This is a genomic window from Moorena sp. SIO3E8 (genome assembly GCF_010692445.1).
Classification (GTDB): Bacteria; Cyanobacteriota; Cyanobacteriia; order Cyanobacteriales; family Coleofasciculaceae; genus Moorena; species Moorena bouillonii.
The window spans coordinates 89,118-100,132 of record NZ_JAAHHM010000024.1 but is presented as its reverse complement, the minus strand read 5'-3'; the positions used below and the strand labels follow the sequence as shown (position 1 = coordinate 100,132).

Genomic DNA, 11,015 nt, shown 5'->3' with positions numbered 1-11,015 from the left:
CCAACGATGGGGAAATAGAAACTTTTGTTGATCCTCAGGTTAACTGCTTGGGCTTCTGGGAGGTAGACCCACACACCTAACTATTTGTCAAGTACATTTTATACAAAATTAAGATGCGATTACCCTGCCACCCTACCCCGATTCGAGCGATTCATAGCAAGCTATAGTAGTGCGTTCGCGTAGCGTGACCAAAGGTCAATCGCTCTTGTAGGGTGCGAAGCCTGAAATGTAACGCACCATCAATATCCAAATTGAAACCAAACCTTTCTAACGCAATACCATGGTGCGTTACGGCTTCAACCCTTTGTTCTCTCATATAATCGTCTCAACAAAACCGCCTAACGCACCCTACAAAATCCCAAAATATTATTCATAATATATCCAAAATTAAAGCAATTAAATTATACCATTTGCGCATCGGTCACGCTACGCAAACGAGCATAATTTTAAGCATTAAACTGATAGCTGATAGCTGATAGCTGATAGCTGATAGCTGATAGCTGTTAGCTGATAGCTGATAGCTGATAGCTGATAGCTGATAGCTGTTAGCTCACCTTTCTTTCAATTCCCCCTCAACACAAAAAATCTAAAAACCCTTGAACAAATTATTTATAATCATTATAATTATATTTTAAACATAAAAACAATTAATCGACTATGCTTCAAAACTCTCAGCCAAATTCAAACGATAATTCAAACGGATTTGTTGTTCCGTACATTTTAAAAGGGTCTCGCGAGCAAATAACCCATACCGTATATATCCTTAATGGCCTGGGCTACGCTCAACTTACTGACTGGGGTCCTCTTCAACCGACGGGAAATCCAGGAGAATTTATTACGATTATGATGAGGTATTGGATTTGGCGTTAAGACCTGGGGGGGCGACGAAACAGTCTGAAATGCTTGGTATGTAAAGTTTGTAGGATTTTGTGGTATAAAAAGGTAGGTCTCTCAATTTGCAACAAGACCTACCTATAGACAATGTTACCAGAATTCTACCAAAACCATCTCAAAAGTCAATTGAGTCTAGCTGAATATATTTTCTTAAAAATTTTTATAAATCTATTACAGTCAATTAAAAAAGTTAATTTAGAAAAATTAGCCAATGCTCTCCCTTTACCCATTAAATTTGAAAGTAGAAGAAAAAGAATCCGAAGGTGCGCTTTCCGTTGGCGAATTAAATTCGCCACGGGTCGCACCTAAAGATTTTTATCGTTACCAAAGTTAACAATTGAAGACTTGTGGTTTCCAATAGTTGAAGAATGCTTGAAAAGATACTTTACCGATGAAAAACTAATTTATTTAGCAATTGATAGAACGAATTGGTGTTATATCAATTTATTCATGGTTAGCCTCATTTGGGATAAAAGCGATGCAGCGCGGTCTTGGGGGTTCCCCCCATGAGCGACTGCATCAAGACAGAGCGTTTCCACTATATTTTACCTTGTTACCCAAGTTAGGTAGTAGTAATTTAAAAGAACAACAAAGTATTTTATCAAAAGTTATCCCGATTTTAAAAAACTCTAAAATCTGTGTATTGGGAGATTGACCTTTGGTCACGCTTCGCGAACGAGAATTTTGTTCGGTAAAGTTAGCAAATCATCTTCAGGAATTGGGTAGAGATTTTTGTTTGCGTTTAAAAAAGAATGAGTTAGTTGAATATCAAAAAAAGAGTTGGATTAAATTAAATGATTTAGGTCTAGTACCTGGAGTGTCTTTATTTATTAAAGGAATTAAAGTCACGAAGACTCGTGGTTTCCTAAGTTTTAATATTGCCGCTAAATGGAAACGTAAACTTAACGGAGTAGCCCCAAAAGAAGGATGGTTTATTTTGACAAATTTGGATAGCTTAAATTCGGCGATTTCAGCCTACAAACAAAGATTTGATTCGTTGGCGAAGCCTGGCGAGCGAAGCGAGGCATGGAAATGTTTAGAGATTTTAAGACAGGTGGTTATAATTTAGAAAAGACTAACGTTGAAGGTAAACGCTTTATTTCTCTAGTTTTATTGATGATTATAGCTTATACTTCGGCAACTATTCAAGGTCATAACATTAAACGTAAAGGAATCCAAAACTATGTGTCTCGTGTAAAAGAATCTGGCCGATTGGAGAGAAGACATAGCAGTTTTTACGTTGGTTTATATGGTCAAACCTGGGTTAACTTCAAAGATGTTTGTCTAGAATTAGTAACCGAATTAATGAGACGTGGGTCCTAATAAGCGATGCAGCGCGGTCTTGGGGGTTTCCCCCATGAGCGACTGCATCAAGACAACGAAAGTATTATCAACGAGGTCTAAGGGCTAGATTACTTATAGAGTCTGCGTTTTAGATTATTTCGTCGCCCCCTCAGCGTTAAGACCTTAAATTTCTGGGGGGGTTTCCCCCCTGGACAAAGGATCCGATCAAAATCGGATAGGTGAGAAAATTGAGTGCATAAGCGAAAATTCCTAGCCGTGGAAAGTATTTCTGCGGCTATTTTTTTTGGGGTTATGAGGTTGAAATTAGCGTGAAGGTGATCAGGTTGAAGGTGATCAGGTTGAAGGTTAGTAGGTTGAAGGTTAGTAGGTTGAAGGTGATCAGGTTGAAGGTTAGTAGGTTGAAGGTGATCAGGTTGAAGGTGATCAGGTTGAAGGTGATCAGATCACTTTTGTAGTGCGATCGCGTAGCGTGGCCGTAGGCCAATCGCTTTTGTAGGGTGGGCTGCATGTTGATGATCACTGATCAAAGGATGAAACTCTCATGACGCAGCCCACCCTACGGCTAAATCTGCTGACTGAGTGCGTACGCCGATCTTGTAGGTTGGGTTGAGGGTATGACTGATAAAGATAAAATAGAAAAAACCAGCAAATGATCAAGAAAGCATGCTCAAAACCTCAGCCTTTCAGCAAGCGATTGAAACCGTTGAAAAATTGTCCTTAGAAGAGCAAGAGATATTACTCGATATTCTTCTGAAACGATTCCATCTACAACGTAGAGCCATAATATCCCAAGAAATCCAAGAAATTCACCAAGAATTAGCAGAAGGCAAAGTAACATTTGGTTCAGTTGATCAATTCCTAGAAGAACTCGATCAACCATGAAAATAGCTTGGACACCCCAATCCCTAAGAGGTTTTAAACGAATAATTCGTAAAAGACCATATTTTAGACCGCTAATTGAAAAAACCCTGCGTCAGTTAGCAGAAGATCCCTTTCATCCTAGCTTACATACCCACAAACTTAAAGGTGATTTATCCAATATCTGGTCATGTTCAATTGACTACAGCTACCGTATTTTATTTGAATTTATCGAAAATTCAGAAGATCAAGAAGAAGCTATTTTGTTGCTTAATTTAGGTACTCATGATGAAGTATATTAGCGAAGCCCTAGTCAGTAGGGTGGGCAAATGGATATCATAACGGCTCAAATGGTGAAACTATCATGACGCAGCCCACCCTACACCACTTCACAGGGATTTGAACAATATCCAACAGTTTTAGAGTAAGAACGATGACCCCAAATAATCCACAGCAAGATGAACGCCCTCCTATTTGGATTGGGCATGTTAGCATAAACGTTTCAGACTTCAAAAAATCTCTCGACTTCTTCAAGTTTGTGGGGATGCGAAAAGTTGCTGAATTTCAAGACTTAGCAGTGCTGGAGTTGAGAGGGGGAACCCATCTGGTGGTTAGAAATAAACCTGAAGCAGAACCAGGACAAGCGAGTTTTGATCTGATGGTTAATGATTTGAAGGCTCAACAGGTCGCCCTGCAAGAGGCTGGCTATGCACCGAGCGAAATTCGCGAAGGCCGAATACACAGTGTGTTTGATGTCTCTGAACCTTCAGGAAACATAATTAGCTTTTACGACAGCCATGTGGTGGGGCCAGTCTAGAGGTTATATCATGTCAGGTTGAATACTTACACTTTGGGGAATCGAAGGCAGAGGGCAGAAGGCAGAAGGCAGAAGTAAAGGAGTAAGGTTTAATCGGAGAAGGTTTTTTATAACTAATTATCCGGACATGATATTACTCAGTAGGGTGGGCAAAGGTGGATGATAACTCATCTTTTGGTAAAACTATAGCGTTGATTGCATGTATGAGGTACACTTATCAACCTCAAAGTCCCCCTTGTTAAGGGGGATTTAGGGGGATCCGTTTGTACCTCATGGGAAAAAGAATTGCTATATCATTATTGGCGTTGCTTAATAATGGAATGATTTTAAGATGCAAGTGGCGTAGGGTGGGCAAATGGACAGATAACTGTACTTTTGGTGAAACTATGATTATTTGCCCACCCTACCCAACTCATAGCTGATAGCTGATAGCTGATAGCTAAATCTGCCGACGAAATGCTCTAATGGCTTCTCCCGCATCGGTTTCCGCCATCAAAACACAGTGTCTGAACCAATCAAGATCTAGTTCACTCAGTCCGGGTAGCAAGCTACGCTCAATTGGGACATAACTACCATCAGTAAGATGATAAAGCTTTAGTAATCCATCTTCCCAAAACCAAACCTCTGGAACACCTAAAGCTTGATAGCGTTCTAACTTGCTGATGCCACCACTACTAAAAACTACTTCAATGGACAAATCTGGAATCGGCTTAACACTTCCGATGCAATAAGACTCATCAGCTTGGGCAGAGGCGACTCCCTCTTTTTCCTGAGTCATGGAACGAGTTGGCTGAAAGAAAATACCCTTTTCCGTCAGAAAGGTTGTGATTAAGTAACCGATGATACTGGCAAAAATTTCGTGTTCCCGTCCTGGCATCAGAATCTCGATTATCCCATCATAGTAGAACAGCCGTACTCCAGGAGAACCATCAAATCCCTTCTGGATGAACTTAAACTGTTCCCAGGTGCCATCATGAACAATGCGTTGGTCGGTGGTTTGGTCGAGTAGTGGGGGCATCCCTCTCACCTCGGGCTATCCTTACCGGCTATTGTGACATAGTCAGTAGGGTGGGCAAATGGACATGAAAACTGTACAAATGGTCAAACTATGATTATTTGCCCACCCTACACCAGAGTCAGTCAGTAGGGTGGGCAAAGGTGGATGATAACTGTACAAATAGTGAAACTATGATTATTTGCCCACCCTACACCAGAGTCAGTAGGGTGGGCAAATGGACATGAAAACTGTACAAATGGTCAAACTATGATTATTTGCCCACCCTACACCAGAGTCAGTCAGTAGGGTGGGCAAAGGTGGATGATAACTAATCAAATAGTGAAACTATAATTATTTGCCCACCCTACACCAGAGTCAGTCAGTAGGGTGGGCAAAGGTGGATGATAACTAATCAAATAGTGAAACTATAATTATTTGCCCACCCTACACCAGAGTCTTGTAGGTTGGGTTGAGGAAAGGATGCTATTGGCGAATGTGCTAGAAAAAAGAATACAGAGAGCTAACTAGTCACAAGAAACTAGTCACCATCATGAACTATTCCCTAATCAGAGGACTTGGCTTACTTCTGACATCTCTGATAGTTGCTATTTGGATTGGCGCGATCGCTATTTTTTCGATCCAAAATATCACGGAAGTATCCGTGAAGTTTTTAGTCTTCGAGTCGATTGATCTGCCAATCGGTGTTGTCTTGGCTATTAGCGTTGGTATTGGTCTTCTTGGGGGAGCGATCGCACCTCTAGTGTGGCAGCTTTTGGGACAATCCTGGAAAATCCTAGACTATGAGGATGACCTATACTACGATGAGTAGACTTGGAGAATTTAATCGTAGTCCATCCGGTCATAAAGTCTATCATCATATTGATGAGACATAAACTCAGAGCGCCGTCTAGCTGGTAGGGAAGGAGGAACACCAGAGTAGGGGTGTTGCACCACATAAGTTGTACGAGGAGGACGCTGTGGTCGTGATAGCAAGGCTAACCCCCCAATCACAACGGCACCACCACCAATGGTTACTGCCATACCGCCAAGTCCCCAAAGTATCCCTGACATCAGGGTATTTGCCGTCTCATTATTAGTTTTACGATTAGGGATTAGTTGCTCAGGAGCCCTGATCACACTGGCATCAACCTGAGCAGTTAGATTGTCTAGCAGTAACTGCTGATTGTGAAGTTGGGCTTTGAGCTGTTCAGTTTCAGCTCGTTGTTGCTCAACCATAGTTTTGAGCTGCTCAGTGTCCCGCCGCTGCTGTTCAACATTGAGCATATTATTTAAATTATTATTTAAGTTCGGCGAAGCTAGAGCCTGGTTTGGCGCTTGATCTGCGTAAGGGGAATTATAGGGATTGTTAGGGGAAATTTGGAAGGGTTGGGAAGAGGGAAGGTTATTCGCCACCATATTGCCTCCTCCTTTGAGGAGAAACAATGCTGCCATACCGGCAAAGGCAGCCCCCGTCAGGAATGCCATACCATCACTCATTAATATTGCCTCTCAACTGGAACCGAATTACAACAAATTGCCACTACTGCTAAGGTCGCATATTTTTTAATTAATTTCACCCTTAACGTGGGGCAATAAGCCCTTTGCCCATAGTTTTGGGGAATTTTCGTGTGTCAATGGCGACCTAACCCTAGATTGAAAACTAGATTGGTGCCAATGTCTACCCTAGCTCATTTTCAAAATTTTGCGATTTCTCGATGAACTTTCCTTAATGGCTATGGATAATGGTGTGGGCAAATCGTTTCAGCCCCCTAGGGTAACCTTGGGATAGTCTTACCCAGTAAGGGATTGAGTTACATGAGGGGTCATACCCTTTAGCCAGTTATCCATTGTTTGATAGCATCTTCGATATATATTAAGAGCAAGTTATCAAACCTTGACATTTGAGTCGGGAGTTGGGAATCGGGAATCGGGAATCGGGAATCGGGAGTCGGGAGTCGGGAATCGGGAATCGGGAGTCGGGAGTCGGGAGTCGGGAGTCGGGAGTCGGGAGCGGTGCGACCTGTAGCGAATTTAATTCGCCACGGGTCGCACCTGTAGAATGGGCATCTTGGTGGAACTGGCATCTTGGTGGAATGGGCATCTTGGTGGAATCGGCATCTTGGTGGAACTGGCATCTTGCCAGTTTCATGCTTATTTTCGGGCGGGCAGGATGCCCACTCTACTTCTATTCATTCAAAGACTGACGCAACGCCAATAAAAGTACCTACTCGCCCCTTTGTCAAAAACCTACCCTTGTAAGCGACTCCCGACTCCCGATTCCCGATTCCCGATTCCCGATTCCCGATTCCCGATTCCCTACTCCCTATTCCCTTTCCTATTGCTGTATTTGCCGAAGCACTTCCCTAATCACATCAGTTGGCACCTGATCTGTCAAGGTTACTTCACCAATCTTGGTAGGCAAAACAAATCGGACCTTACCGTCTTTAACTTTCTTATCCGTTTGCAGGGTATCAATAATGGCATCAATATCTAGGCCACTGGGTAACTGAGTAGGTAGTCCAGCTTTTTTGATTAAAGCATCCTGGCGTTCGGCATCTTCTGGCTGCCACATCTGGAGTGCCACAGCAATCTGGCCTGCCGCTACCATTCCAATCCCTACGGCTTCCCCATGATTGACTAACTTGTAGCCAGTTAAGCTTTCTACGGCATGACCAATGGTGTGACCATAGTTCAAAATTGCTCTGATCCCAGCTTCTTTCTCATCCTGACTGACCACATCCGCTTTAGCTTGACAAGACCGAGAGAGAATTGTTTCTAATAAATCCTTCTTCAGGTAACGCAATTGGTCAAGTCGGTTCGATTCCTCTAGTTTCACAAACAGCTCTTCATCCCAGATAATCCCATATTTAATCACTTCTGCCATCCCTGCTCGCAATTCTCGGGCTGGCAATGTTTTTAATACCGAAGGGTCAATTAAGACAAATCGTGGTTGATGGAAGGCACCAATCAAGTTTTTGCCCTTGGGGTGATTGACCCCAGTCTTGCCACCAACTGAAGCATCAACCATGGCCAACAGCGATGTGGGAACCTGAACGAAATTAATTCCCCTTAGCCAAGTGGCAGCAGCAAATCCTGTCATATCCCCAATTACCCCACCGCCCAATGCCACTAGAGTCGAGGAACGTTCTAGGCGGTTTTCTAGGGCAAGATCATAGATCTTTTGGATAGATTTGACAGTTTTGTATCGTTCACCAGCAGGGAGGGTAAGGCTAGATACCTGATATCCCACTAACTCCAAGGCTGCGATCGCTCTTTCCCCATATCTTCGGAAAATCGCTGGATTCGATACCACTAAAACTTTTTTGCCCAACTGTAGACGGCTCATCCAAACCCCAATATCATCTAAGCCACCTGTGGTCATTTTGCCATCAGGAAGCTGTTGTGCGATCGCAATATCATAGGAATGTTCTGGTAGAGCAACGGGAATAACTAACTTCATGGGGGGGAGCCTTTTTCCTTGTGAACTATGGCGCTGTATATATCTACGTCTATAAAAAATATGTAGATGTAGATATATCTTAGAGGGGTTAAAGGCTACCCCTCTACAGATCCAGCCTTTAAAGTCCAGGCTTTAAGGAAATTTGGCATCACTACTTGGCACTAGCAAACACCAACTGGTTGCAGCAGCTTCTTTTGAGCGTTACCAGATAATACGGTAACCTGACCGTGGTCATCCACATCAACAATTGCTGTATCACCCTCTTGAATCTGACCAGATAGCATGGCTTCGGCTAAGCTATCTTCTAGCAGGCTCATAATTGCCCGTCGTAGAGGTCTAGCACCATAGCTCGGTTCGTAGCCTGCTGTGACTAAGTGGTCTTTGAAAGCCTCTGTGACTTCCAGGATAATTCCTTGCTCTTGTATAGAGCTAGAGATTTCCTGGAGCAGGATGTCAGCAATTTCCTTAACTTCATTCTTCTTGAGCTGACGGAAGACAATTATCTCGTCAAGGCGGTTGAGGAACTCAGGACGGAAATAGTCTTTGAGATTGTCATTGACCTGAGTGCGGATCTGGTTGTACCTAGACTCATCTTGGTTATTTGATGACTCAAAGCCAAAAGCACTACCTCCTTTTTCAATCACTTTAGAACCAATGTTGGAGGTCATGATTAAGATTGTGTTCTTGAAATCTACAGTACGACCTTTAGCATCGGTTAAGCGACCATCATCTAACAATTGCAACAGTACGTTGAAAACGTCAGGGTGAGCTTTCTCGATTTCATCAAATAGTACCACCGAGTAGGGCTGGCGTCGGACAGCTTCAGTCAGTTGACCACCTTCGTCGTACCCCACAAACCCTGGGGGAGAACCAATCAGCTTGGAAACAGTGTGGCGTTCCATATATTCCGACATGTCAAGGCGAATCATCTTGTCTTCTGACCCAAACAGGTAGGAAGCCAAGGATTTAGCCAGTTCTGTCTTACCAACTCCAGTCGGACCAGAGAAGATAAAGCTAGCAATCGGTCGATTGGGATCCTTTAATCCAACTCTTGCCCGACGAATTGCCCGAGACACAGCAGTAACAGCTTCGTCTTGACCAATGATCCGCTCGTGCAAGGTTTCTTCCAAGTGCAGCAGCAGAGCTGATTCAGATTCCGTCAGTTTATTGACCGGTATCCCAGTCCAAGACGCTACAATCTGAGCAATGTCTTCTTGATCCACAATCGGAATAGTTGGAGATGGGGATAACTTACCTTCAATTCCCTCACTCTCCCACTCTGATTCTGCTCTAGCCTTTGAGGAAGGCTTTGAGTGCATCAAGTGAACCCGACTCCCAGCTTCGTCAATCAAGTCAATGGCTTTGTCAGGTAAATAGCGGTCCGAGATATAGCGGTCTGACAATTGAGCTGCAGCCAGTAACGCTTGGTCAGAAATCTGGACTTTGTGATACTCCTCGTAGGTTGATCGCAAACCATGGAGTATGTCAATGGTATCCTCTACAGAGGGTTCCGAGACCATGACTGGCTGGAAACGACGTTCTAGTGCTGCGTCTTTCTCAATATACTTCCGGTATTCATCCAGAGTAGTAGCTCCCAAGCACTGGAGTTCACCTCTAGCGAGAGCAGGCTTAAGGAGATTAGCCGCATCCATACCCCCTTCTAAGGAGCCTGCACCGACTAAGGTGTGAATTTCGTCAATTACTAGGATAATATTCCCCGATTGCTGGACTTCAGACACAACCTGCTTGAGGCGTTCTTCAAAGTCTCCCCGGAAGCGAGTACCAGAAACCAATAAAGCCATATCTAGGCTAATCACTTGTTTGTCTGCCAACAGGTCTGGAACATCTTGAGATACAATCCGTTGGGCTAGACCTTCTGCGATCGCAGTTTTGCCAACTCCCGGTTCCCCCAGTAAGATCGGGTTATTCTTGCTACGACGACCTAAAATCTGAACCACCCGCTCGATTTCCTGCTGACGACCAACCACCGGATCTAGTTTGCCCTCTGCAGCTAACTTGCTCAGATTAGTTCCAAATTCTTCTAAGGTAGCTTTCTGGTTTTGAGTATTCCCCATAAACGAGGAACCTTTTCCCCTAGCAGTCGTTGCTGCTGTTAATTCTGCTATCGTACTAATGACATGGATGCGTAATTCTGTTAAGTCTACACCCAGGTTGACCAGTACTTGACTCGCAACGCTATTCCTGTAGTGAATAATAGCTAGCAACAAATGTTCAGTATCGATGTAGTTGTGTCCTAGTTGCTTAGCTTCCTGGAAAGATTGCTGGAAAATTTGTTTAGCTTTGGGGGTGAAAGGAAGTTCTGAGCTAACCATTCTCGAACCCCGACCCACAGTGTTTTCTACCGAGTAGCGAGCATCTTCGAGGGTTACACCAAAATCACTCAGTACTCTGGCTGCCACAGCTGTTCCTTGTGCAATCAAACCCAACAGCAGTTCCTCAGTTCCTACGAGGCTGTGTCCCAAGCGACGGGTTTCCTCCTGAGCCAGCATGATGGATTTGATCGCTTTATCTGTAAAATGTTCAAACATCCCCGGTTCACCTTACCGAATTTAAGCAGTGGGTGAAATATCACCCTGGTGTAAAGTTTTATGTACTTTACTTCCATCAATGTACCCATCTGTGCTTAAACTCAGCAGTCGGTAGAACCGTAATCTTGAGGAGTG

The 11,015-nt window shown here is 43.6% G+C and carries 11 protein-coding genes and 1 pseudogene; 5 read left to right on the top strand and 7 right to left on the bottom strand.

From position 1 onward, the window contains the following. Positions 1-151: 151 nt before the first annotated feature. Positions 152-316: a hypothetical protein gene (locus tag F6K46_RS13445; protein ID WP_293060820.1), complete on the bottom strand. Its 165-nt coding sequence runs from the start codon at positions 314-316 to the stop codon at positions 152-154. Between the two features lie 665 nt (positions 317-981). On the opposite strand from F6K46_RS13445, the pseudogene F6K46_RS13440 reads away from it, so the two are divergent. Continuing rightward, positions 982-2,190 (top strand): annotated as a pseudogene (locus tag F6K46_RS13440) (IS4 family transposase); the annotation flags it as partial. Positions 2,191-2,488: 298 nt separating this feature from the next. Here the strand turns inward: F6K46_RS13440 and F6K46_RS13435 are convergent. Further along, positions 2,489-2,719: a hypothetical protein gene (locus F6K46_RS13435; RefSeq protein ID WP_293060822.1), complete on the bottom strand. Its 231-nt coding sequence runs from the start codon at positions 2,717-2,719 to the stop codon at positions 2,489-2,491. Between the two features lie 143 nt (positions 2,720-2,862). Between F6K46_RS13435 and F6K46_RS13430 the strand changes: the two genes are divergently transcribed. The 3 genes from F6K46_RS13430 to F6K46_RS13420 all read left to right on the top strand — a co-directional run bounded on the left by F6K46_RS13430 (position 2,863) and on the right by F6K46_RS13420 (position 3,874). Further along, positions 2,863-3,081 carry a hypothetical protein gene (locus tag F6K46_RS13430; protein ID WP_293060824.1) on the top strand — a complete coding sequence of 73 codons (219 nt, stop codon included), beginning with the start codon at positions 2,863-2,865 and terminating at the stop codon, positions 3,079-3,081. Next, entirely contained in the window at positions 3,078-3,359 is a 282-nt protein-coding gene (locus F6K46_RS13425; protein ID WP_293060826.1) for a type II toxin-antitoxin system mRNA interferase toxin, RelE/StbE family, read from the top strand. Before F6K46_RS13430 ends, F6K46_RS13425 begins: the two co-directional genes overlap by 4 nt. A 131-nt stretch (positions 3,360-3,490) precedes the next feature. Beyond that, entirely contained in the window at positions 3,491-3,874 is a 384-nt protein-coding gene (locus F6K46_RS13420) for a VOC family protein (RefSeq protein WP_293060828.1), read from the top strand. A 439-nt stretch (positions 3,875-4,313) separates the two neighbouring features. Here F6K46_RS13420 and F6K46_RS13415 read toward each other — a convergent pair whose 3' ends face one another. Continuing rightward, entirely contained in the window at positions 4,314-4,892 is a 579-nt protein-coding gene (locus tag F6K46_RS13415; RefSeq protein WP_293060830.1) for a Uma2 family endonuclease, read from the bottom strand. A gap of 529 nt (positions 4,893-5,421) precedes the next feature. On the opposite strand from F6K46_RS13415, the gene F6K46_RS13410 reads away from it, so the two are divergent. Next, positions 5,422-5,700: a LapA family protein gene (locus F6K46_RS13410; protein ID WP_293060832.1), complete on the top strand. Its 279-nt coding sequence runs from the start codon at positions 5,422-5,424 to the stop codon at positions 5,698-5,700. Between the two features lie 11 nt (positions 5,701-5,711). Here F6K46_RS13410 and F6K46_RS13405 read toward each other — a convergent pair whose 3' ends face one another. The 4 genes from F6K46_RS13405 to F6K46_RS13390 all read right to left on the bottom strand — a co-directional run bounded on the left by F6K46_RS13405 (position 5,712) and on the right by F6K46_RS13390 (position 10,880). Continuing rightward, positions 5,712-6,368, bottom strand: coding sequence for a hypothetical protein (locus tag F6K46_RS13405; protein WP_293060834.1), 657 nt, complete (start codon positions 6,366-6,368; stop codon positions 5,712-5,714). A gap of 335 nt (positions 6,369-6,703) precedes the next feature. Further along, on the bottom strand, positions 6,704-7,006 hold the full coding sequence (locus F6K46_RS13400; RefSeq protein WP_293060836.1) for a hypothetical protein: 303 nt from the start codon (positions 7,004-7,006) through the stop codon (positions 6,704-6,706). A 200-nt stretch (positions 7,007-7,206) separates the two neighbouring features. Continuing rightward, positions 7,207-8,331, bottom strand: coding sequence for a 3-dehydroquinate synthase (gene aroB, locus F6K46_RS13395; RefSeq protein WP_293060838.1), 1,125 nt, complete (start codon positions 8,329-8,331; stop codon positions 7,207-7,209). A gap of 161 nt (positions 8,332-8,492) precedes the next feature. After that, positions 8,493-10,880, bottom strand: a complete 2,388-nt coding sequence (locus tag F6K46_RS13390) for an ATP-dependent Clp protease ATP-binding subunit (RefSeq protein ID WP_293060840.1) — start codon at positions 10,878-10,880, stop codon at positions 8,493-8,495. Positions 10,881-11,015: the final 135 nt, after the last annotated feature.

Bases quoted from the DNA above. Each gene is read 5' to 3' on its own strand.
- F6K46_RS13425 (WP_293060826.1), top strand. From the start codon at position 3,078: ATGAAAATAGCTTGGACACCCCAATCCCTAAGAGGTTTTAAACGAATA.
- F6K46_RS13390 (WP_293060840.1), bottom strand. From the start codon at position 10,880: ATGTTTGAACATTTTACAGATAAAGCGATCAAATCCATCATGCTGGCT.
- F6K46_RS13415 (WP_293060830.1), bottom strand. From the start codon at position 4,892: ATGCCCCCACTACTCGACCAAACCACCGACCAACGCATTGTTCATGAT.
- F6K46_RS13410 (WP_293060832.1), top strand. From the start codon at position 5,422: ATGAACTATTCCCTAATCAGAGGACTTGGCTTACTTCTGACATCTCTG.
- F6K46_RS13400 (WP_293060836.1), bottom strand. From the start codon at position 7,006: ATGCCAGTTCCACCAAGATGCCGATTCCACCAAGATGCCCATTCCACC.
- aroB (WP_293060838.1), bottom strand. From the start codon at position 8,331: ATGAAGTTAGTTATTCCCGTTGCTCTACCAGAACATTCCTATGATATT.
- F6K46_RS13405 (WP_293060834.1), bottom strand. From the start codon at position 6,368: ATGAGTGATGGTATGGCATTCCTGACGGGGGCTGCCTTTGCCGGTATG.
- F6K46_RS13445 (WP_293060820.1), bottom strand. From the start codon at position 316: ATGAGAGAACAAAGGGTTGAAGCCGTAACGCACCATGGTATTGCGTTA.
- F6K46_RS13430 (WP_293060824.1), top strand. From the start codon at position 2,863: ATGCTCAAAACCTCAGCCTTTCAGCAAGCGATTGAAACCGTTGAAAAA.
- F6K46_RS13420 (WP_293060828.1), top strand. From the start codon at position 3,491: ATGACCCCAAATAATCCACAGCAAGATGAACGCCCTCCTATTTGGATT.